Annotated in this window: 21 protein-coding genes; 9 read left to right on the top strand and 12 right to left on the bottom strand. The window is 44.3% G+C overall.

Annotation, left to right across the window (positions count from 1 at the left end):
- Nucleotides 1–278: 278 nt before the first annotated feature.
- A complete protein-coding gene (gene rnk / locus DOE51_RS12415) occupies nt 279–683 on the top strand; it encodes a nucleoside diphosphate kinase regulator (RefSeq protein ID WP_142696883.1) in 405 nt (134 codons plus the stop codon).
- Between the two features lie 164 nt (nt 684–847).
- On the top strand, nt 848–1,420 hold the full coding sequence (locus DOE51_RS12410; protein WP_142696882.1) for a hypothetical protein: 573 nt from the start codon (nt 848–850) through the stop codon (nt 1,418–1,420).
- Here the strand turns inward: DOE51_RS12410 and DOE51_RS12405 are convergent.
- On the bottom strand, nt 1,417–2,304 hold the full coding sequence (locus DOE51_RS12405; protein WP_142696881.1) for a class D beta-lactamase: 888 nt from the start codon (nt 2,302–2,304) through the stop codon (nt 1,417–1,419). The two genes, DOE51_RS12410 and DOE51_RS12405, sit on opposite strands and share 4 nt — an antisense overlap.
- A gap of 93 nt (nt 2,305–2,397) precedes the next feature.
- Here DOE51_RS12405 and DOE51_RS12400 point away from each other — a divergent pair, with 93 nt between their 5' ends.
- Entirely contained in the window at nt 2,398–2,754 is a 357-nt protein-coding gene (locus DOE51_RS12400; RefSeq protein WP_142696880.1) for a COG3650 family protein, read from the top strand.
- A gap of 51 nt (nt 2,755–2,805) precedes the next feature.
- Here the strand turns inward: DOE51_RS12400 and DOE51_RS12395 are convergent, their stop codons facing one another.
- Together DOE51_RS12395 and DOE51_RS12390 are read right to left on the bottom strand one after the other, a co-directional pair.
- Complete coding sequence (locus DOE51_RS12395) at nt 2,806–3,972, bottom strand: bifunctional 2-methylcitrate synthase/citrate synthase (RefSeq protein WP_142696879.1); 1,167 nt, start codon at nt 3,970–3,972, stop codon at nt 2,806–2,808.
- A 134-nt stretch (nt 3,973–4,106) separates the two neighbouring features.
- On the bottom strand, nt 4,107–5,141 hold the full coding sequence (locus tag DOE51_RS12390) for a phosphatidylserine/phosphatidylglycerophosphate/cardiolipin synthase family protein (RefSeq protein ID WP_142696878.1): 1,035 nt from the start codon (nt 5,139–5,141) through the stop codon (nt 4,107–4,109).
- A 319-nt stretch (nt 5,142–5,460) separates the two neighbouring features.
- Between DOE51_RS12390 and DOE51_RS12385 the strand changes: the two genes are divergently transcribed.
- Nucleotides 5,461–5,898, top strand: coding sequence for a hypothetical protein (locus DOE51_RS12385; protein ID WP_142696877.1), 438 nt, complete (start codon nt 5,461–5,463; stop codon nt 5,896–5,898).
- Nucleotides 5,898–6,635: a DUF4423 domain-containing protein gene (locus tag DOE51_RS12380; protein ID WP_142696876.1), complete on the top strand. Its 738-nt coding sequence runs from the start codon at nt 5,898–5,900 to the stop codon at nt 6,633–6,635. The genes DOE51_RS12385 and DOE51_RS12380 overlap by 1 nt, the downstream gene beginning before the upstream one ends.
- 76 nt (nt 6,636–6,711) lie before the next feature.
- Here DOE51_RS12380 and prpB read toward each other — a convergent pair whose 3' ends face one another.
- The 4 genes from prpB to DOE51_RS12360 form a co-directional block, all read right to left on the bottom strand.
- Nucleotides 6,712–7,611: a methylisocitrate lyase gene (gene prpB, locus DOE51_RS12375; RefSeq protein ID WP_142696875.1), complete on the bottom strand. Its 900-nt coding sequence runs from the start codon at nt 7,609–7,611 to the stop codon at nt 6,712–6,714.
- Between the two features lie 336 nt (nt 7,612–7,947).
- Nucleotides 7,948–9,456: an MmgE/PrpD family protein gene (locus tag DOE51_RS12370; protein ID WP_142696874.1), complete on the bottom strand. Its 1,509-nt coding sequence runs from the start codon at nt 9,454–9,456 to the stop codon at nt 7,948–7,950.
- A gap of 118 nt (nt 9,457–9,574) precedes the next feature.
- The gene (locus DOE51_RS12365) at nt 9,575–10,102 is read right to left on the bottom strand and encodes a DOMON-like domain-containing protein (RefSeq protein ID WP_142696873.1); all 528 of its coding nucleotides are present in this window, start codon (nt 10,100–10,102) and stop codon (nt 9,575–9,577) included.
- A gap of 2 nt (nt 10,103–10,104) precedes the next feature.
- A complete protein-coding gene (locus DOE51_RS12360) occupies nt 10,105–10,875 on the bottom strand; it encodes an acyl-[acyl-carrier-protein] thioesterase (RefSeq protein ID WP_142696872.1) in 771 nt (256 codons plus the stop codon).
- Between the two features lie 222 nt (nt 10,876–11,097).
- Here DOE51_RS12360 and DOE51_RS12355 point away from each other — a divergent pair, with 222 nt between their 5' ends.
- Nucleotides 11,098–11,376: a helix-turn-helix domain-containing protein gene (locus DOE51_RS12355; protein WP_142696871.1), complete on the top strand. Its 279-nt coding sequence runs from the start codon at nt 11,098–11,100 to the stop codon at nt 11,374–11,376.
- Between the two features lie 91 nt (nt 11,377–11,467).
- A complete protein-coding gene (locus DOE51_RS12350) occupies nt 11,468–12,109 on the top strand; it encodes a hypothetical protein (protein ID WP_142696870.1) in 642 nt (213 codons plus the stop codon).
- Between the two features lie 31 nt (nt 12,110–12,140).
- On the opposite strand, the gene DOE51_RS12345 is transcribed toward DOE51_RS12350, so the two are convergent.
- The 5 genes from DOE51_RS12345 to DOE51_RS12325 form a co-directional block, all read right to left on the bottom strand.
- The gene (locus DOE51_RS12345) at nt 12,141–14,933 is read right to left on the bottom strand and encodes an outer membrane protein assembly factor (protein WP_142696869.1); all 2,793 of its coding nucleotides are present in this window, start codon (nt 14,931–14,933) and stop codon (nt 12,141–12,143) included.
- Complete coding sequence (locus DOE51_RS12340; protein ID WP_142696868.1) at nt 14,930–18,901, bottom strand: translocation/assembly module TamB; 3,972 nt, start codon at nt 18,899–18,901, stop codon at nt 14,930–14,932. The genes DOE51_RS12345 and DOE51_RS12340 overlap by 4 nt, the downstream gene beginning before the upstream one ends.
- Nucleotides 18,898–19,947 carry a hypothetical protein gene (locus tag DOE51_RS12335; protein ID WP_142696867.1) on the bottom strand — a complete coding sequence of 350 codons (1,050 nt, stop codon included), beginning with the start codon at nt 19,945–19,947 and terminating at the stop codon, nt 18,898–18,900. Before DOE51_RS12335 ends, DOE51_RS12340 begins: the two co-directional genes overlap by 4 nt.
- 128 nt (nt 19,948–20,075) lie before the next feature.
- Nucleotides 20,076–20,642 carry an elongation factor P gene (efp, locus tag DOE51_RS12330; RefSeq protein ID WP_142696866.1) on the bottom strand — a complete coding sequence of 189 codons (567 nt, stop codon included), beginning with the start codon at nt 20,640–20,642 and terminating at the stop codon, nt 20,076–20,078.
- 54 nt (nt 20,643–20,696) lie between these two features.
- Complete coding sequence (locus DOE51_RS12325; protein ID WP_142696865.1) at nt 20,697–21,521, bottom strand: tetratricopeptide repeat protein; 825 nt, start codon at nt 21,519–21,521, stop codon at nt 20,697–20,699.
- 84 nt (nt 21,522–21,605) lie between these two features.
- Here DOE51_RS12325 and ruvC point away from each other — a divergent pair, with 84 nt between their 5' ends.
- Together ruvC and ruvA are read left to right on the top strand one after the other, a co-directional pair.
- Nucleotides 21,606–22,112, top strand: coding sequence for a crossover junction endodeoxyribonuclease RuvC (gene ruvC, locus DOE51_RS12320; RefSeq protein ID WP_142696864.1), 507 nt, complete (start codon nt 21,606–21,608; stop codon nt 22,110–22,112).
- Nucleotides 22,109–22,690 (top strand): Holliday junction branch migration protein RuvA, encoded by a 582-nt coding sequence (ruvA, locus tag DOE51_RS12315; RefSeq protein ID WP_142696863.1) that lies wholly within the window; start codon nt 22,109–22,111, stop codon nt 22,688–22,690. Before ruvC ends, ruvA begins: the two co-directional genes overlap by 4 nt.
- Nucleotides 22,691–22,697: the final 7 nt, after the last annotated feature.

The following is a 22,697-nucleotide window of genomic DNA, read 5'->3' as shown; positions in this document are numbered from 1 at the left end:
AGGGTTTTGTCTAGTTTGTGGCGATTTGCTTCACAATAGTTAGCGTTTTATTCCAAGCATAAGCGTGTTATAGTTGTTCACATCATGTGCGCAAAAGAACTTTTTTCTACTATCAACAAGCTTCTATCGAAGTTTTTAAAGTCCCCAAGGGCTTTGAAGCTGTTGTGCGCGCAAAGCTCATCTCGTAAGTAAATTTTCCCGCTACGAAATTTACTTTTAGCCCTCTCTGACTACGCAACATTTTAAAAATATTTTTAATCCCCTCATAGGAGAATTGCATGGAATCGCAACCGCGAATTTTTGTTACAGATTTAGATTATCAACGTCTTTCATCATTGGCAGCGCAAACTGAAAGCGAAGCGGGTTTGGCGCTTGAAGAAGAGCTTAGTCGCGCCAACGTCATTGCACAAAAAGATATTCCACCGACGATCGTGACGATGAATTCACGCGTGCGTTTTGTCGATGAATTGAATGGCACTGAACAGGAAATGACTTTGGTTTATCCCAAAGATGCGAATTTAGAAGCTGGCAAAATCTCTATTCTAGCGCCTATCGGCGTTGCCCTGTTAGGTTTGTCAGTAGGTCAATCTATCGATTGGAAACTTCCAAACGGCACGATCAAAAAATTGACTGTGAAAGCCGTCAGCTTCCAACCTGAAGCGGAAGGCCACTACGAACTCTAAGTAACCATAATCTCAGGATGAGACATAGACTTGCTACTCCGGCGAAGCCGGAGTGTAAGCAAGCACGGCGAAGCCTGAGTGTAAGCAGGCACGGCGAAGCCGGAGCGTAAGCAGGCACGGCGTTTGTAGTACTACTCATTAAGTTCATTAATCGAGGATAGTAAATGAAGATGAAGTCGTGCCTAATTCTAGTTCTAGCGGTTATAACAGCATTCAGCACAGCGGAAGCCCGCACGAAGAAGCGTGTTCTCAAAATGAGTCAGCCGCAGAAGGGCGCCATTGTGAAAACGGTGGTCAGCACTCCAAAGAAGCAACCGAATGTAACGCCGGTTTTGCGTTCAGCCTCTGTCCTTGCTGAAAGCCTGGACGAGAAAGCGGGAGCCATCATTAATTCGATGGCGATGAATTCCATTCAGAAATGGATTCACAACGTTGATGAAACAAAACTGAAGGCGGAATACGCCGAAGAACTCATGGTGCACATGACCCGCATGACGGCACTATTCAGTGCGCATCGTAAAGCAGGTCCCTTCGCAAAATTCAGTGAATTGGAATTCCAAAATCTTTTAGTTAAGAGTGACTACTTATTGTCGCTTGCGGTGTCGCGCGAAAGCCTTGAATACGCGCAACATCGTGACCTTTTTGCCCGCCGCTTTAGCACGGCGTTAGCGGCTTACAATGCGGAACGCTTAGGCTTTGACCAAAAGATGATCCGCTTTAATTTCGCCAGCAACTAATACATCCCACGAGCCTTCAGTGCTTCGATCATGATGGCTTTGGACTCTTTACCACCGAATAGATCTTCATTCGAAGTTTTGTCGTTGAAAGTGACCACGGCCACATACTCTTGTGTGCCTTTTTTAAGATGCGCCACGAACCATCCCAAACGGCGGTCCAATTTAGCGCCCGTATAACCTGAACCTGTCTTTCCAGAAAAATCCCAACCATCTGGGGTTTTTTCTAAATACATAATTTTGCGAGTCAGCTCTTGCGCATTTTGTGATTGCGGTAAAGTCGAAGCAAATAATTTTTTTAGAAAATCAACCTGTTGATAAGCGTTGATTTGCACCGAGTTGCGTTTATGATTCGGCACTTTTCCATTCGTTAACCACGCGGATTCAATGTTGCCAGAAAAATCATGATTGCCATAATTCATTGAATCCAAATAGTTTTGCACCTTCGCGCGGCCTAGTCTTTTTGTGATAACTTGCGAATACCAAAGCACAGAATACTTCATCCATGTCGCAGCTGTCTGATCTTGATTCCATTCGGAGATCTCGTGCTTCTTGTGATTCCATTTGAATTTTGTATTTTCATCTTTCAGTACGCCAGAATCAAAACCCATCACAGCCAGTGGAACTTTGAAAGTTGAGCAGGGGGCAGTTGCCAGTTGGCAACGCTCGGGATTGAATTGTTCAACGTATTCTTTGTTCGTGACGTCGTATAAAAGAAAGCAGCCCTCTTTATCTTTAAATGCGTTCGTAAGCGTTTCAAAACTGCTGATAATAGGTTTAGCATTTTCGCTCTTTGTCTCTGTATCTGATGACTTATCCGGCGTCGAAGAACAATTAACAAAAGCAAGTGCGGCCAAGCTAGCGAAGAATAATTTTTTACCAGTCATTATGAAATCCGATTCTTTGCGAAGTCGTAAGTTGAAGAAGAAATCTTTAGATATTAACTCAAGATTGATTCAAAAAAACAAGGGAGTCTTCAAATGAAAAACTACATGGCCGTCATCGTTCTGCTGTTCGCAGGAAATGCGTTCGCAGCCGCGCAAGATTTAAGATGTATGGGCACTGAGCCTTTTTGGAACGCTAAAATCACCGGCGACAAAATCATCGTCGCAGCCCCTGGCGAAAAAGATCAGTCTTATAAAATCACATTGCGTACGTCACCCATCGGCGTACCAGAATCTTTCGGCGAAGTCCTTAAAGGCAAAGGAGCAGCCGGTGATGTAACGATCACAGTTCGCGCCGATGAAAAATGCACAGACGGCATGTCAGACGCCACATACTCAAAAGAAATCTGGCTCCTACAAAACGACCAACTCGTGGTGGGATGCTGTAAATAGATCGCAAAAAAAAGCCCGGTTCATCACCGGGCTTTTTCATTTCGTCAGAAATTATTTACGTTCAGACAAAGGAACAACTTTACGTTGTTCTGCACCTACGTACTCTGAAAGAGGACGGATGATGCGGTTGTCAGCAGTTTGCTCCATGATGTGAGCAGACCAGCCTGTTGTACGAGCCATAACGAAGATCGGTGTAAAGAAGTCGATCTCGAAGCCCATCATGTAGTAAGCAGGACCCGCTGGGAAATCCAAGTTAGGGTAGATTTTTTTCTTCTCAACCATAACTTTTTCCAATGAAGCGTACATTTGCATCCATTTTTGTTCGCCAGTTACGTCAGCCATAACTTGTGCGTACTTCTTCATTGTTGGAACGCGAGAGTCGCCAGAACGGTAAACGCGGTGACCGAAGCCCATAACTTTTTTCTTCTGAGCTAGAGCATCCAACATCCATCGTTCTGCTTTTGCAGGATCTGCGATCTCTTTCATCATGTGCATAACCATTTCGTTAGCACCACCGTGCAAAGGACCTTTCAACGCGCCGATACCCGCTACAGTTGCAGAATAGATATCAGATTGAGTTGAAGTCACAACACGTGCTGTGAAAGTAGAAGCATTGAAGCTGTGTTCAGCGTAAAGGATCAAAGAAACGTCGAAAGCTTTAACAACTTCTTTTTGTGGAACTTTACCGAAACACATGTGGAAGAAGTTTTCAGCGATAGACAAATCAGATTTTGGAGCAATAAAGTCCAAACCTTTTTTGAAACGGTAGTCAGCAGCAACCATTGTTGGGATTTTCGCCAACAATTGAATCGCTTTGTCCATGTTTGTAGCTGGAGAAGAATCCCAGATACGAGCATCTTCCGCGCCCAAGAAAGAAACCGCTGTGCGGATTGAATCCATTGGGTGGCATTTTTGTGGAAGAGCTTTGATCACGTTCAACAAAGTTGCAGAGATATCGCGGTAGCCGCGCTCTTTTTTCGTGAAGTCAGCCAATTGCGCAGCAGTTGGCAATTCACCGTTGTACATCAAGAAAGCAACTTCTTCGAATGAGCAGTTTTCAGCCAAGTCTTGAACTGGGTAACCGCGGTAGATCAAAGAGTTTGTGTGAGGGTTTACTTTAGATACTGAAGACGTATCCATAACAACGCCCTCAAGACCTTTTTTAACGTTCATTTTCTCTGGTTCTGGAACGTAATCTGGATTGATATATTCAGCCATTTTTCCTCCGGAAACGCCGTGCGAAGTGTGTTCGCGATGTGGCGTGTTATTTATCTAAAAGGTAATGGCTCAAGCTAGCCCTTGGCATTTGTTAGGTCAACCAGCCAAGGACTTTTTTGCGATATGGCGAACCTCTAAGGCGACTGATCTGTCGCAGAGACGGAACACTTAAACGTGGCAGGCAATGTTTGTGCGGATTTTCCAAGCGACGCGTCTTGGGCGATCGTATTTTGAACGCTCGAACTGATGTCGGAATCTTGTTCAATGATTCCCAATTCGCGCGCTGCCGTCAGGCTGTTGTAGCTAAAATTTTCTGATCCGACGTACACCGTTTGACCATCAACGACGATGCTCTTCGCATGAATGTAGGGATTTGAATTCGAGTAAGGCGGAACGGAAAGAATTGCTTCAACTCCGCTCGCTGCCAAATCTTTCATGAACGGGACATTGCGAGTTCCACCGCCCTCGACACAAGCGGGTACAACAACAACGACTTTCACATCGTTTTTCGACTTATCTCCGAGGGCGGCCAGAATATCTTTATCGCCTAAATTTTCGACTTCAAGATAGATGCTTTGCTGCGCTGATTGAATCAGAGCAAGCAGCTTGTCTTTCGAATTCACCGGACTCCATGCTAATTTTTCGACACTCAATTCCGGTGTGTTTCCAGTTTTGTTGTCAGCATTTTGCCAGTCGGAAGCGAACACTTTATCAAACTCATTCACAACATCTTGATCATCAGTGCGAATACCAAAATCGCGAGTGAAATCTGCTGTACGAGTCAGATTAATCGACGTCACGAGGGCCCAAGAATGATCAAACGTCGCAGACTTTGCGTGAGAGATCGAGAAGAACGGGGAGCTTGGTTTCACGGCGATACCATGAGCTTGCAAATTATCTGCGATCGTTTTCGCAGTTCCGCCAGCCATGACTTTTTCGTCGAGGATGATTTGAATTTTCACTCCTCGCGAAGAGGCGCTGATCAAGTGATTCACAACATCGAGATCAGACAAATGATACATCAACATGTTGATCGAAGATTTTGCGGCATCAATATTATCTAGAAAAAGACGGTGACCATCTTCCGGTGCGATCGACAGGGTGTCATTCGCAGAGCTCACAAGTGGCAAGAACAGAAACGCGCTCAGAACCAAAGACAAGATTCTCATAAATCCCTCGATTCCGGGTACTTACGGCCCGGTTGGAAGCGGTTCGAGGTAACTTAACAAATGTTAAAAAGAAGTCAAAGTAAAAAACAGACATCCTTTCAACGCAGTAAGTTGTTCATGGTTCGAGACCCTAAGAATTTGGTTAACCTATTGAAATCGCAAAAACTGGGTTTCCAAAAAAGTTGGTAAAATCACTTCAACAGTGACGATCCCGAAGTAAACCGGGAGCGATGTAATTCAAATCCTCTTGGCATCATTCTGCTGATACGCAAAAAATAAAACTTTGAATAATCCGAAAAATTATCAGGGGGACACTACGGTGGGAAATTTTTTGGTTAAGCTTGTACTTGCGACGATGCCATTCAGTTTTGCCGGACACGAATGGGGCAATGGCTCTTTCGATCAGCCACTTGATTGCGATGCGGCCTTTGGTTTGTTCTTCGGGACGGAGAGCGTTTCCAGCAGCGCAACGCTTGAAAAAGATGGTCATTATCTGGATCTGACTCTTGTCGATAGCAGCGGTGAAAAATATCCTCCACTGCGCTTCATGTATGAACTTGCTTTTATCAGTAACGGTTTAACTGTCACACGTTTGTATCGTTTGCCTGAAGAGTGTTTCATGCCTAAGTGCTACAGGTTTCACAATATGACAATTGAAGCGATACGTTGGGGCGAAGACATTAAAATCAATCTGACTTTCGACTCTGACGTCATGAAAACAAAATCACCATTTATCTGCAAAGTGAGACAACCCTAATGTTAGCTTCTGCAGAATACTTAAAAAAAGCCTACGAGCTTCGTAAAGAAAAAAACGTGCGCTATTCATTGCGTGCCTTTGCGAAACATTTGGAAATCGGCAGCGGTCGCCTGTCAGAGCTAATGAACGGGCAGCGCCAAATTACAGAATCAATCGCACAAAAAATTGGCCCGAAATTAAATCTAAATTCTGAACAGATGAAAGAGTTCCTGGCTTGTGTTGAGCAAGAAAGTTGCCGCGAAGTTTACGGTAAGATTCTGCAAGAAGATGAATTCAAATTTTTGTCTGATCCAAGTTACGTCGCGATGTTGTCATTGATTGAAACCAAAGGTTTTGATCACAAAACCTCAACAGCTGCGCGTCGCCTAGGTATTACTGAAGAGGAAGCGCAACAAGCGATCGAAACGTTGAAGCGCTTGAGTTTGCTTACAACCAAGAACGGCCGTTTGACACCGCAAGCACGCAAAACACAAACCAGCACCGAAGTACCATCAGAAGTGTTGCGCGAGGGGCATAAGCGTCGTTTAAAGGTGATCGAAAAGGCCATCGACAATGTGCCATTAGAACTGCGCGATTCATCAGCGATGGTTTTGGCGATTGATCCAAGTAAAATGCCGGAAGCAAAAGAGAAGTTGAAGAAATTCCGTCGCAGATTTTCTGACTATTTAGAGACGGGGAATCGTTCTGAAGTGTACATGCTTTCTATGCACTTAGTTCCGATGACGACAAAAGCTTAAGACATTCCGATTTTGCTTGAGTAGAAATAAAAAGGCCTCGTACGAGGCCTTTTTGCTTATCTGATATCCGGCAAGATTATTTCAATTTAAAATTGAAAATATTTTGGTCGAAGCTGTTGTACTCATCATAACGAGTCAAAGCGTAAAGCTCTTTACGAGTTTGCATTTTACCTAGCAAACCTTCTTGAGTTCCTTTTTCTTTGATCTCTGCCAAGCCATTCACAGTAGCACCCATCGCAAGACGGAATGTTGTCACTGGATAGATCACGATGTTGTAACCAAGATTTGAAAGTTCTTGGTAAGTGAACAAGCGGCCTTTACCGAATTCAGTCATGTTCGCAAGCAAAGGAACAGAAACGGCTTTACGGAATTTTTCAAATTCTTTTTCGTCTTCCAAAGCTTCCGTGAAGATGCAATCCGCACCCGCATCGATGTACGCTTTGGCGCGATCAATCGCTGCATCCAAACCTTCAGAAGCACGAGCGTCTGTACGAGCAATCAATAGGAAATTTTCATCCAATTTTTTACCACGAGCAGCGGCCGCTACTTTGCGAGTCGCTTCGTCACGAGTCACCAACGATTTACCATCCAAGTGACCACAACGTTTTGGATTTACTTGGTCTTCAATATGACAACCAGCTAAACCCATTTCAATCATCTCTTGCACAGTGCGAGTCGCACTCATCGGTTCACCGAAACCAGTGTCGATATCAATGATCGTTGGAAGTTTCGTCGTACGCGCAATCTGACGCCCACGAAGACCGACTTCAGTCAAAGACGTCAAACCGATGTCTGGGTAACCCAAGTCATTCGAAAGCACAGACCCAGAAATATAAACTCCATCAAATCCCTGTTTTTCAATCGCCATCGAAACCAACGGTGACCAAGAACCAGGAAACTGAAGCAATTTACCAGTCTTCAATGCAGCTCTAAAATTCGCACGCTTCTGCGCCGGAGTTAATTCAGGAAACAACATAATTTCCTCCAAGGAAATTTATAGAAAAGAAAAAACCAATTTCACAAACTACAAACGTTCGCACTCATTCTACTCTCACTTCCACGCCATTTCGAGGTCTTTTGAGACTTTAAAAGATTCGCTGCGGATTTGTTCTCAACGAAATTCAATTCTTAGGAACAGTTTGTGAGTAAGAATCGGGACAAAGTCTTATAACAATGAGCCGGCGGAGAGGAGGAGCCTGGTTCTGAAGGGACCTCCGCGGGGCCTGGATGGCCCTCGCCGCAGGCGAAGCGGTGAGGCAGGATGCCGTGTCCCGTAAGAAACAGGCTCCTCCTCTCCGCTGGCGGTCTTCGTTTAGAAGATACCTTTTGTATCGCGTTTATTGTTCGTCAACTTGTCGATAGGAATTTGAACGTTCAACTGTTGAACTTGTTCAGCAGTCAAGTTTTCCAAATTCTCAACAAGACCGATGAAACGATCGCGTTCTGCTTTTGTGATGATACCTTCAGTAAGCGTATCGAACTTACGGATGTAGTCAGCACGTTTGAATGGACGAGCACCCGCTGGATGCGCATCTGCTACGCCTAGTTCATCAACGATTTTAGAACCATCTTTCATCGTGATTTCTACGCGGCCGCCGAAGCGTTTTTTGTCTGGATCTGTCTCGTGGTACCAAGCAGTCCATTGTTTGTCTTCAACAGTCGAAATTTTGTGCCACAAAGCCACAGTGTCAGCACGTTTCGCACGCTCTGGAGCGTATGAATTAACATGGTGCCAAGTTCCGTCTTGAAGAGCCACTGCGAAGATGTACATGATCGAGTGATCAAGAGTTTCGCGAGACGCATTTGGATCCATTTTTTGTGGATCGTTCGCACCAGTACCAATCACGTAGTGAGTGTGGTGAGAAGTGTGGATCACGATATCTTTGATATCGTCGAAGTTTTTGATCATTGGCTTCATTTTGCGAGCCAAGTCGATCAATGCTTGAGATTGGTATTCAGCAGAGTGTTCTTTTGTGTACGTCTCAAGGATCGCGCGTTTTTCTTCGCCAACTTCTGGAAGTGGAACTTCATATTTACCGTTTTTACCAGAAAGCATGTAAGCGATAACTGAGTCTTCACCTTCGTAGATTGGAGATGGAGCGCCTTCGCCACGCATAACACGGTCTACAGCTTCAACAGCTAGTTTACCAGCGTGTGCAGGAGCGTAAGCTTTCCAAGAAGAGATCTCACCTTTACGAGATTGACGAGTTGTGAAAGAAACGTGAACCGCTTGTTGCACAGCTTGGAAAATAGTTTCAGTTGGAAGAGACAACAATGTACCGATACCCGCAGCTTGAGCAGGGCACAAGTGAGCGATATGGTCTTTTTTGTATTCGTGCAAGCAGATCGCTTTTACTAGATCAACGTGAACTTCATAACCAGTCACGATACCTTTCAAAAGCTCTTTACCATTTTTACCCATTTGTTGAGCAACCGCCAAGATCGCTGGAATGTTGTCACCAGGGTGAGAGTAGTCAGCAGCCAAGTAAGTGTCATGGAAATCCAATTCACGAACCGCAGTACCGTTCGCCCATGCAGCCCACTCACAGTCAAATTTTTGATCGTTTGGCATACCAAATACAGTAGCACCACCGTTGCGTGGATGGGCAATCGCCATAGCACGAGCAGAAGCAACCGGACGGCGGTTAGCAGCCGCGATCGCTACAGACGCGTTATCGATGATACGGTTGATAACCATATCAGTAACGTCAGCTTTGATTGGCGCATTGTCAGATGCGATTTCAGCGATCTTCCAAGCCAATTGATCTTTACGATCTAGTTTTTCTTTAGACGGATAAACACGTACTGTGTGCTTCTTCATGAGCATTCCTTTCAGGAGGCGAACGCAGAGTCTAACGATGCGTCGCGCAATTTTGTCTTATTAAAACAAGCAAAATTAGCGTGGCCTCAAAGGAGCGTCAATGAAAGGACAGCTTGATTCAGAGCGAAATCTGAAAGGACTTCTTTAAATGAAAATCGGGCTGAGCACCGACGTGAGCAAGAGCGAAATAACTGCGTGTTCCGTCTTTAAATTCAACGACCGCCGTGACGCCCAAGTGCTTGGCAGAACGCAACTCTTCACCACGCACTTGCACGCGGAACAAAGCTTCATCTTTTGCACCTTCACGATGCGCCAGTTTTACTCGCAAGCCGGTTGCCTCGCGCATGCCCTGACGATAACCGCTGAAAGCATAGGCATTCCAGTCACCATTCGGGGAACAATTCACTTCATAATAAGGAGTATTGTCTTCTAAAGAGCCCGTGAAAAAACATTCCAAACACGTCTGCTTCCACAGCTCATCACGGCGCGATTCCACCAAAGATGATGCAGGAAAAACGATCGAGTCGACTGCGCCTAAAATGCGAAACTCCACCAGCAACTCTTCCGGAGATGTTTGGAAGTGAGTGACTTCAACAGAAATTTTCTGCGTGTTTTCATTCGCGGCGAAGGGCTTTAAAGAATTCATTCTTAGATCTTCTCCCAATCCATTCGCGCTGTAAAAAGAATCTTTTCGTCTTCAGCACGAAGTCCGCGATAAATGCTGGAACCTTTATCGGCTGAAGAAGAATCCGCCGTCGCGCACGAACGCTCCACTTTCACTTTGTCGCCCAGATGAGTCTCTGCCAGAAAATTGACAGCGTAACCCGTCAGTTTCAAATTTTGGTGAAAAGAGTAGGGGATCGCATCCAAGATCCACTGCGAATATTTCGTGTTGTTCACATGTTGATTTGTATCAAGATCTGAGTTGCGCACGCGATACTTCGCTAATGTTTCGTACTCACCAGAGACAGCGATCTTTTCAGTCTCTAGGCCGTTTTCCTGATCTAAACAGATGTCTTCCCAAGGACGCAGGTTTGCGGAAGGTAAAATCTTTTTCGTCGCGCGATCTAAAGCCAACCAACTCGTGGAGCACTTGCCGATAATATTTCCGTCCGCATCTTTAATATAGAATTCACGAGCTACAAAAGCACCTTGAGGTGGACGTAACCATGTCTCTACGCGCACCGTCTGACCAAAAGCAGGCCAACTGCTCATCTGAAGTGACTGACGCGTGAGTACCCAGAACAATCCTTGTCGCTCCATGTCTTTCATTCCGAAGCCCAAAGTCTCTGCATGCATCCACGCTGTTTCTTGGATGGCATTCAGAATTCCATAGAGCCCAAGTCGGCCCAAGGGATTTACCAGAAGACTAGTGATCTTAAATTCTTCGCTCCACAAGCGTTGTATTTCTCGAGACATACGTGAGGGATTCTCCATTCGATACTCAGATTTTACTCTTGTAATCGGGCATAACAAGTTCTTTAAACTTGAGGATGTTTTGCAAAAAAACAGGCAGTAATTTGGGTCGCGTGATGTATACTATGTTTGTTTAGATGGAACGCAGTCAAACAATAGTCAAAAGCAAATACTTGTCACGTTTGTATGATTATGTTTATGCTAACTAATATTTAGGGAATTCACATGAAACAAAAAAATATGCTAGCAGATTTCTTGAAACAAAAACGTGTCGCTGCGGGCCTCTCTCAAAGAGATGTTGCTGATAAATTGGGGTATTCAACTCCGCAATTTATCTCTAACTGGGAACGTGGTGTTTCTCATCCACCAATCAACGCTTTGAAACGCTTGGGCGAACTTTATAAAGTATCTGCTGAAGATTTGTTTGAAGTGACATTGAATGCGACGATCCAGGAAGTAACACAGGACCTTCGCAGAAAATTCGCGACAAGCAAAGCGCGCTAAGGTAACTTTAAAAAATAAGAATTTTAAAAGCCCCAAGTTTTGGGGCTTTTTCGTTTCTTAAGATTAAATTAAGTTTTATTTAGGTACTTTCATGGGCGTTCTTGTAAAAAGATTTTTGGAAAAGAGTGAAGAACTCAGCAGCTTAATTGAAAAAGAAGGGTGGGTCGTCAGACCTTATCAAAGCCCTGCTTTGCCGTATTTCCGCTCTTTACCGGACGACATGCAAAACGCCGCTTGCAACGAACTTGAAAAATACCTTGAGATCTGCAACGAAGCCCAAGCAGATGGACACGCGATTAAAGACGCGCGTCTTCTTGTTAACTACGCATTGAAATACAATGGTTTGTACTTCAATGAAGATGTTTACAAAGTTCTAGAGCCAGGTGACGTGGTTGAGTTTTACAATCACAATCACACGCAGATTTTCAGAACGTTCAATTACTTCGAATACACAAGCTACACGATTGAAGATATCTACTGCCGTCCGTGGTTCACCCTTTATGAACGCGATCAAGATATCACGCAAAAAATCATCGAGATGGCGACGCCGGTTTTTACAGGCGCAAACTTAGGTGTGGTGTTCTTGGATGTGGGCACTCACTTGATCACCGAGCGCACGTCGCTTGAAAAGCTTCAACTACGCAACAAGGGCAATTGGGTGGCTCCGTTGTTTGATGAAAACGATGTGCAAATCGGTTACGTCAACGTTCTGCGTGTTGAACCGCTTCTTTAATTTTTAAATTTTAAATTAAGAATCGGTACTCTTAGTAAGTACCGATTGATAGATGGATACGCCAAGGGCTTTCACCCGGCTGTTGATTTAATTTCCACGCCATATCGACACTCAAAGGGCCGACCGGAGTGTTGTAGCGAATACCAAAACCAGTACCTGCACGGTACGGCTCATTGATATCTAAACCTTGAATTAATACTTCACCGCCATCATAGAAGACCGCGCCACCAAGGCTGCCCCAAACAGGGAAGCGCAATTCTGACTTAAATAAGAACATCGTTGAATCTGTCGTTAAGTAATACTTATTCGACGTGCCTTCGATGCCCAAATCTCTTTTACTTGGGAAATATTCAACACCTGGTTCGTAACCGCGCACAGTAGATGTACCACCTAAGCTGAAACCTTTTTTATCCCAAGGCACACCATTGTCATCGTCAGGCATGTTCGCCAAATTTTTTAGATAACCACCACGCACTTGATTCGCCCATACGACCGGTTGTTTTTGCCAAGTCGCTGTTTGCAAGTAATGTGTGAAGCTACCGACAGCACGCCAGTATTTAATAGTCTCTGTCGCACCGATCGCAGGATCTGCGTATTCCGCATTAATACGTGTGAACGTTCCGCGAGTGGGATTGAATGGGTTGTCGCGATAATCGATATCGACATTTGGTCCCGTCGTCACGATATCTTGGCGAGTCGGTTTGTACGGATACTTGTCAGTCAAACCACGGTCTTTTACTTGTGCCAATGACCATATATCCCACGTGCCTAAAATGTGCGTCGTGAAATCGCGTTCGATGGTGTACGTGTACGAGTTCAAATCAGTGACCTGACCGACATCGTAATCAGTGATCTGACTTGATAACGTAAAGTTCACGCGGCCACGAACGCGCGTATTGAATAAATACGGCTCGAGGTAGCCCATGATCAATTTACTTTCAAGATACTTAAATTCCGTTACGTTGTAGTTGCCTTCAAGACGAAGGGAAATACCACGACCGGTACCCATCAAGTTACGATAAGCAACCGCCGCGTAACCACGAAGTGTGAACGTTCTTTCGTTCGTTGCACCACCACCCAAAGTCAAAAGACCCGGATCACGCTCTGTCACTTTCACCAATACGGTACGATTAGCGACGTTCGTTTTTTCTTCGACAGTGCGCACTTCAACAGTCGAAAAGAAACCCGTACGTTGCAGGTGAGTGATCGAGTCTTCAATTTTTTGCGGGGTAATCAATTCACCCTGTTTTACTTCCAATTCCATTTTGATCACAGAATCGCGAGTAAACGTATTGCCTTCAAGAACGATTGAGGCTGCACGAACTTGTGGACCTTCAAAGATTTTAAAGTTCAGAATCGCTTGAGTGTTTGTTTCGTCGTAAGTAACCAGATCTTCTTTTTCATTCAGAAGCTGCATTTCGATGTAACCGTTATCACGATAGAAGCTTTTGATATTCGCAACCGCTTCTTCGATCTGGCTAAGCTTTAAGGCACCTGGTTTGATCTTTGTGACTTTTAAGAGTTCTTCATTCGAATAAGCCGTGTTGCCGCTGAACTCGACCGTTTTAATAGTCGTCAATGGGCCTTCGTCAATATTCACATGGATCGTGACTTGAGTTTTTTCGCGGTTGTATTGAATGCGCGTTGAAACGATCTTCGCTTGCAGGTAACCGTCATTCTGCATTTGCAGAACAAGGTTTCTAAAGCCTGTATCCAGGTCGTCTTTGTTATAGATGTTGTCGGCGACGATTTCAGAACTGTGGTTTTTAATAAAACGCGAATAGTATCCTGCACGACGGCTGAATTTACCGTTGATCACAATATCAGCGATCTTAATCTGCGGGCCTTCTTCAATTTCAAATACAATCTTGCGCGAGAATGTATCGACATCAGTTTCCTGGAATGTGACTTCTGCACGCGCATAACCTTGTGACCAATAGTAGTTACGGATCTTAATCGCAAGCTCGGAACCAATATTTGGATTCGTCGAGTAATAGTTATCAAGCTCTAAGGCATTTTCAATGCGGCCCTTGCGAATCGTATTGCCCTTGAAATCAAACTGATATTTTTCGACGTGCTCGATACGATACAGCAACGTCGCTTCAGATTCGTCTGCGCTGTAAGAAATGTTAGGACCGATGATTTCTGCGCGCACGTATTTCTTATCAATCAAGAAGGCGCGCGCCCGCGAGTTGATATCGGCTAAATTCTTGTCTGTTAACGCGGAATCTAAGCGACTATCAAGTTTATTGCCTAATGTTTTATTCAATTCGCCATTCGCACTTTGAATAACGATTTTGTTGATCAGTGTCCGTTTGTTTTCAGTGACTTTTACAATGATGTCGACGTTGCCGTCTTCACGCGGAGGCATCTCGATATCAACCACGGCGTTGAAATAACCCTGATCTTTATACGCTTGACGTAGTTTCTCGCCTTGTTCAATCAATGTCTGCTGATCGAAGACGTCGCCAGCTTTAACTCCGAAAGTAATTAAAGCATCTGTTTTCGAGTAGAAGTTTATACCTTCAAATTTAACGTCACCAATGCGCTTGGTTTTCAGATATTTGATTTTATAACTGTTGGCTTCATCAAAAACTTGCAGACGATCGTAGTCTGGCTTCAGTTGCAACAGACGAATGACCTCATCGATTTGATCTAAAGAAAGACGCTCGCGTTCAGCAAAAGGGAAACGCTTATAAACTTCCGTGCGAACTTCCGGGGGGAAGTTTGAAAGATCCAATGGTTTCTTCGCCCAAGCGGGTAGAACTGCCAATGAAATCAACAATGCTGCAGACAAGCGGAGAGCTCGAGAACCCAGAATCATTTAAACTCCCGCTTAAATTCCAAATCAAGACCGAACACACTTTCCATTTCTTGTTGTGTGTTTTGCAAAGTACCGTTTTCATACAAGCTCTTATTTTCATAAGAACCGACGGCATTCCAGTTTGAGTTCAAAAGATACTCAAGCTTCACATCGTAACCTTCGATGTCACCCACGGAACGGCTGCCAGAGACTTTGAAACGCTCTGACAATTTACGACTTAACGTAATTTTCGGAATACTGATGTTGCGAGTCGAATCGTATTGCGACGTCACCGCTACGTTAAAGCCAATTGTGCTTTCCGTGATCTTGTTGATTGGTTTTGCAATAACGGCACCACCAATTTCAAGACCCGCATTTTCCGCGACGTTCTTTTGCGCACCCGCAGTTTGATCCAAACTTGTCGATGTGACACCCAATGCGATTAACGAAATAATATCCTGATCGCTCAACGGTGGTACCGAAGCCATTTTGATTTGCAAACTCTTCGCTGGACCTTGTGCGATCAACGTTAAATCGTATTCGTTCACGCGTGCGGTTGCCGTAGCGAACAAAATTGGGTTGATTTCTGTTGTATCGTTAAAATCGATTGTCGCATTTTGAATGTCGAAAACTTTATCTTTAAAGATAAGTTTTGATTTTTTCTCTGCCTGGATACGACCCAAAAGAATTGGATTCGTTGGGGGACCTTTCACTTGCAAGTTTCCGCTCGCAGAACCGTCAAAGATCGAGTTCTTAACCGCTAGTGGGCGATCTAAAATAATCTGTAGATCCAAAAGAATCGGTTCGAACTGCGTTTCACGAATTACTTTTGGCAAATAAACACTTTGTCTGACATCGACGATACCAGAACTGCCACCGGTGAATTCTTTTTCAACGATACCACCAGATACGTGATAAACGCCTGACAAAGTGAACGGGAACCAGTGACCAGCAAACGTCAAATCAGCTGTACCGTTAGTGCGGATTTTATCAGGGACATTCAATGATACATTTTCAGCGCGTAGTTGAATGGACGTCGGAAGATCTTTAATGCCTTTGATCGTGATGCTGCCTTCACCTGTGATTGTTCCACCAGCCATTTGCCCGCGGATATCATTGATCATGATACGGCTTTGTGAAAACGCGACTTCAGTTGAAAGTCTTTCGATAGGGTGTGGGAAGCCTTTAAGTTTCACAAACGCATTGGCAAGATTAGCAGTACCCAAGATTTGTGGTCTTAGCATCGGGCCACTGATATTTGCGGAAATATTTAACGGCCCACCAAGATCTTCAAGGAACGGCATAAAGATTTGCAACAGGCGCAGATCCACTTTTGTTTCAACGCCAAGATTCAAACGTTCTGTCGTAAAGTTATTACCGGAAACGCGAATTGAATTTTGTGGACCTTGGAGCAAGAAATTTCTGAAATTGATCACGCCGTTTTCAGAAGTCACATCGATCGGACCGCTGTTTGTCAAACTCATGTGACCACGTTTCAGGAAGAAGTGGTCAATGTGAATCTTACCGCTGGAACGGAAGAATTCACCGCTGTTCGAGCGCAAATCAATATTCGAAGTCAGCGACGAATCATATTCAGCCGCTAAATTTGCACCACCCACCATCGCAAGAAGGCTAGAGAAGTTCCATTTGTTCGTCTTCATTTTTACGATCATCGGCACTGTGCCTTTATCGTAAGGGAATTGGAATTCGCCATTCATTTTATCGCCGAACAAAGAAACCTGACCCGAGATAGAGCGTTTATCAAGCTTCACCACGAAATTTGAATTTGGGATTTCTTGATCTTCAAGAACTGTGTCTGTGATCGCGCCTTTGATCATGACATGGGGATCACGAGTCGTGTCTTTGATTTCAGAAGAGAAATTCAAATTGCCGTAGATATTCGAATTGATCTTGTTGATCATGCTGGATTCTTCAAGACGCCAGTTTTTACCGTCGACTAAAAGATTCATCACTTGTTCAGAAGAAATGCCGCCAGTGACATTAATGACCGACGCATTTTTCAACAATTGAACTTTCGTGGCTTTCAAGTTGCCATTCGTCGCGTCCACATTGAAGTGAAGTTGATCGAAATTCTCAGTCCCCAAGCCCACGTTCTTGAAGCTTGATTCCACATGGTAATTCATCTTCCAGAAATTCAGTGGACCATCAATGTGGGCTTTTGCAGCACCCGTACCAGAAACAGCGATCGGGAAGCGATAGAAACCATCCAGAATTTTTGCAACATCAGCAAGTTCTGTTGTCGGTGAAGAAATCTGTCCTGATAAGCGGCTGTTCGTAAGATCAACGTCCAAATCACCAATGTATTGCGTTTTGTTCTGTGCACCGGCGATATCTTTAAACAACAAGTGACCGTGCAGAAGACTGACATTGGAAATGACATTGCCTAAGTCAAAATCTTCAAAAACAAAATCGCGGGCATTGAGGCTCATATTGAACGTGGCGGTGTCAGAGTTGCCTTCTGTCGTGCCTTCAATACTCGCGCTGCCTTTCATTTTAAGATTCGCAAGATTTTTGACGTTCTTAAAATCCAGACTTTTCGTTTTATAATTGATCTTAAAGCCCTTATCGAAATCGATGACGCCGTCACTTGTGCCAGTGCTATCGCCTAAGGCCAAGTTGGCGTTGTAGGCCACAGCTTGTGACGTCACTTCAACGCGACCATTGGCACTCATCGTATTGATGTTTAAGATAGCCGTGCCTTTTTTATTGTTTTCAGATTTTACCCAAATATCTTTGGCAGAAAGTTTTGCGCCATCACACACGACCGAAAAATTAGGCTTCACCTGGCCTGAACACGGGAACTCACCGCTGGCTTCAAGGCCCGCTGGAATATTTTTAAGATCGATAGAAACAAAAAGTTTCTGCAAATCCAAAGATTCCACTTTGGCACGAGTCTTAAACGAAATGCCATTATCTAGATCAATTTGTGAATTAGTTAAAGAAGCATTGCCGGCGGGGTGTTTCAGATTCACTTCTGAAAACGAGACGACGCGATTTTTATATTGGCCCTGAATGCTTGCGTCGCCCAACTCGAATTTACCGACAACAACCGCTTGAGTTGTAATCTGCGCATTGCCGCGCACATCATTCGTACCATTGAAACGAGCTTCTGCTTCTGTCGTTACGTTGCCCGAAAGTTCAGGCAGCTTCAAATCGGGGCGAGCTTTTTTCAGTTCATTAAAAACGTCTGCCAAAGAAACTTTTGCAGATAGTGACATAACACCAGCGGGTTTAACCGTGATGTCTTTAAACGGCGTCAGCTCGCCACGCACAATGAATTCGGATTGATCAAGATGAGCGCCTAACTGCAAAATGCGCAATGACTGACGAGTTAAATACATGTGTGTGTCGAAAGAACCGCTGTAGTTGCCGAATTCTTTCATATTCACTTGCAAGCTAGGAACGTCCGCCTTCGCTGTGATGTTCTTGCCCATGTTTGTTAAAAGCAAACCACCATTTTGCACTTCAACTGCAAAACCGGCTTTAGGTGATTCAACTAACACGTGAACATTCTGAACAAAGATTTTTTGTAGCGGAAGTTTTTCTGTGATCGCAAAGATCTCATCAATGGGAAGTGGTTTGGATGGAGTCTTATCTTCCAATAAAGAATCAACGTTAATACGAACTTCCGGTGTATCCACAACCACTGCCGAAAGATTGACTCGACCGCCAAGCAATTGGAAGAAATCCAAATGCACACGCGCACTGGCGATACGAATGTTTGAAAGCATTTTCGTCAAATCACCCTTTGGAGTAATTTGAATGTCTTCCATCGAAAGCGAGGGACGTAAAATACGCAAACGCAATTTTGCCGCAGAAATATCGACGGGCAGGGATGACTTCGAATAGCTTTGCAATTCCTTAAGGGCCCATTGCTCAACACGCGGAATGATCAGCCAACTGCCAAGGCCCCACAAAATCAAGAACACCAATGTTGGAGTGATCAGGATCCAGAAGACGCGCTTCATTGACCGCTCCAAATACTAAGCAAAGCACTTGCCGCGCGATAGTGAGGGCGAGAGGCTAGCAATCCTTCCATCACTTCAATGGCTGTATGTTTTTGTCCCAAGCCCCACAATGCTTGCGCACGCAAGTACGCTGTTGCAAAGAAAGTTTCCGGATCATGAGATAAAGAAAGTTCAACGTGTGCAATCCCAGTCAGCAATTCCACAAAGCGACGGCACTTCAAAAGAACTTCAAGGTGCAACCACAATAATGCTTCTGTAGGTTCGCAGAATTTTAAAATCGCTAAAGCTTCTTCATAGCCTTCAAGCATGAACGCTGCGACGGCAAAATCAAAAGCCATATCTGGTTCTTGTTCTGCGTGTTCAAGCATGGATTGCAAAACGATTTTCAAAGTCTCTTCAACTTGTGGATCGCGAACTTGCAAATCTTCCGCAGTGATAGTGCGGGCTTTTGGCGAGCGACGCGAAAGAATCTCTAAAGCATAACGTTGCTGGTGTTCACGAACTTCGCGTTGGATGTCGTTATCACCTGGATAAAGTTTTTGCAGACGTTGCAGAAGATTTTTTTCTTGTTCGTACAATTGCTGCGTGCGCAGAGTGATCAATTGATCCAGCAGGGCCTTTTTGTTTTTCGAATAGTCGCGGTGAATTTTGTATTTGCGATTGCTACGCCATTCGCCAATCAACGGTTCGTACTTGTTCAAAGCCTGTGAGCGTGAAGCTTCGCTTTCAGCGCCGGCTTCGATCACACCTTCAACAACGGCTTTTACAGTTTTTGCATCAAGCTCTAAAGTGGAATGTCCCAAGGCTTCAAAAAAATACGGCCAGGGTACTGGGAAGTTTTCGTTATCAAGGTGATGCAAAATAAATTCAGTCAGCTTGTGGTGTCTACCACTTGCATTCAAGAAGCGCGCATAAGCTGTGATGTTGTCGGAAGTAAATTGGTCCGGAGAAGATTCAAGTGCACTCGTTAAACGTGCGGCCACTTCATCAAGATCTTGAGTCTGATTCAGCAAATTTTGAATTTCTAACTCAATGAAAGTGGACAAGAAAAAAGTCTCCTACGCTGCCTTCAGTCTCCCGCTTGCGCGGGAGTCTAAAGTTCACTCGTATTTTTATATAAAAACGAGTGTTTGCGGAGACTTAATATTTCGCGTTATCGAACTATTTTTGCCAATTACTTTTGGCTGACGCGCTCTACGTATTCGCCAGTCGAAGTATCGATGCGAAGAACGTCGCCTTCGTTGATGTGCAAAGGCACGCCAACATTCAAGCCCGTTTCCATAGTTGCTGGTTTAGTTGCGCCAGTAACACGGTCACCTTTGATACCTGGGTCCGTTTTAGCAACTGCCAAGTTCACAGCTTTTGGAACGTCAACTGCAACAGCTTTTTCATTGTAGAAAAGAACTACAACTTTAAGGCCTTCAGTTAGGTAGTATTTAGATTCGCCAAGGTCTTCTTCAGACATTGCGATTTGCTCGTAAGTTTCATTCGACATGAAGTTGAAACCAGTGTCGTCTTTGTACAAGAAGTTCATCTCTTTGTTTTCAACGTTTGGTACTTCGAATTTTTCACCAGATTTGAAAGTTACTTCAAGGTTTTGACCTGTCAGCATGTTTCTCAATTTTGTGCGAGTGAATTGGTTGCCTTTACCAGGCTTAACGTGTTGGAAATCCACGATCACGTAAGGCTTGCCTTCAACCATGATCTTCAAGTTTTTTCTAAAATCCGACGTTTCGTACATAGTAGTCCTCTTTCAATTGGAAAGAACCAATATGCCTAGAACGCAGGGGGGAAGTCAAATCTGAGAGCGATAGTCTTCGATTTTGCGAAGCATCATTTCTAAAACTTCGAGCTTCTTTTGTTGGATGAGTTCTTCACGCGAGCGCAAAGGCTTCAGTGGCATTGGCTCTTCAGGTTCATTATAACGAACTTGAAGGGTCTTCATACGTCTTTGAATTTCGGGATGATCGCCAAATTCCACACGTGTATCTTTTAAAAGAGCATGCGCTTTTTCTAAATCGTTGCGCACGATGAAGGCATCAATCAAAGACAACATTCGTTCCATCGCCTTATTTTTAGGCGGTGGTGCAGGTTTGTACATCGGCTCTGGAATTGCGGGAGTTTCCGGTGCTGGTTTTTCAGGCGGAGCATCTAAGTTGACCTGTGGAAGTTTCGCCATCGCGAAAACTTCTTCGTCGTATTCGTCCGCAGTCAAAGATTCTAATTTCTGCACAGCTTTTTGCGCTGATTGAGAGTTCGGATTTAAGAATAAAACCATCTTGAAAGCCTTCAATGCTTCCTTCGGATTTTTATTCGCAAGTTGAACTTCCGCAGTTAATTGATGAGCTAAGATATTCTCGGGAGCCAAGCCTGTCGCGCGTTTCAGAATGTCTAAAGCTTGAGCAAATTTTCCGGTGTCACGCAGAATTTTAGCGTATGTGACCAATCCTCCCACAAATTGCGGGTGGCGTTGAACGCCCGCAGTCACAGTTGCCAGAGCCTCTTTCACCATGCCCATCTCGCGATAAGCTTCAGCCAAAGGCGCGAAAACCTGAGACGCAGGGTCTTTTGCGAGGATATTCTGATATCTTTCAACTGCGCTAGCTTCAATTTTCGGCATCAATCCGCGTTCTCCGGTCTTCGATAAAAAAATCTTAAAGCAGATTCATTGACTAAGCAATACCTTCGGCGTGAAATTATCTCTATGAGTTTGACGATTCTTGGTGTGGACCCGGGTTCCCGCATTACTGGTTTCGGCGTCGTGCGCGTTGAAAACGGAAAAATTGAACATATCAATCACGGTGTGATTTTGCTTGATGCAGAGGAAGACTTTCCTGTGCGTATGGCAGAACTTGGCTCTGCGTTTCGCGAAGTCATGGAGAAATACAAACCTCATCAAGTGGTGATTGAGAAAATCTTTCTGGGGAAAAATGCTGACAGTGCATTTAAGCTGGGTCACGCGCGTGGTGTGATTATGTACGAAGCCGGACTTGGTAAAGCCAAGGTTGAAGAGTACGCCACAAGATCTGTCAAAAAAGGAATCACTGGCAACGGTGGTTCCAGCAAAGAAGATGTGCAAGCGGTTTTGAAAGCCATCTTGAACATCAAAGCGATCAATCGCATCGATGCTTCCGATGCCTTGGCGATGGCTTGCTATCATGCTTTCGAAATTAAAAAGAAATTAGTTATACAAAGAGCGGTGAATTTATGATCGGGTACCTACGCGGAAAAATTATTGAAGTGTTGAGCGACTCAGCACTTATTGACGTACATGGCGTAGGCTATGAAATCTATTCTTCAGCTTATACGTTGGAAGACTTCCAAACGTTGTTAGGTAAAGACATCATCGTGTGGATTCACACTCACGTGCGTGAAGATGCTTTGACGCTTTTTGGTTTTCACTCAAAAGAAGAAAAATCTTTGTTCTTGTCGCTGTTGAAAGTAAATGGCGTCGGTCCAAAAATGGCGTTGAGCATTTTGTCGGGCGGTCGTCCTGCGCAAATTCATGAATTGATTGAAGCGGGTAATGCCAAAGGTCTTTCCGCTTTACCTAAAGTCGGTAAGAAAACGGCAGAGCAGATCATTCTGACTTTGAAAGGCAAATTGGTTTCTATCGAAGAAACAACGAAAGTGAAGTCAGAAACTCTGACACAAATTACATCTGCGTTGTTAAATCTTGGTTACAAATCGCAATTGGTCGATCAATTCGTATCAGGCTTGCCAACAGATATTTCGTTGGAAGATGGCGTTCGTAAAGGCTTCCAAACATTGTCGGGTAGCTTGTCATGAGTCGCAT

It is taken from the genome of Bdellovibrio sp. NC01 (genome assembly GCF_006874625.1).
Classification (GTDB): Bacteria; Bdellovibrionota; Bdellovibrionia; order Bdellovibrionales; family Bdellovibrionaceae; genus Bdellovibrio.
Note: the sequence above shows the minus strand (reverse complement) of the source record. Positions and strands in the feature narration are given on the sequence as shown.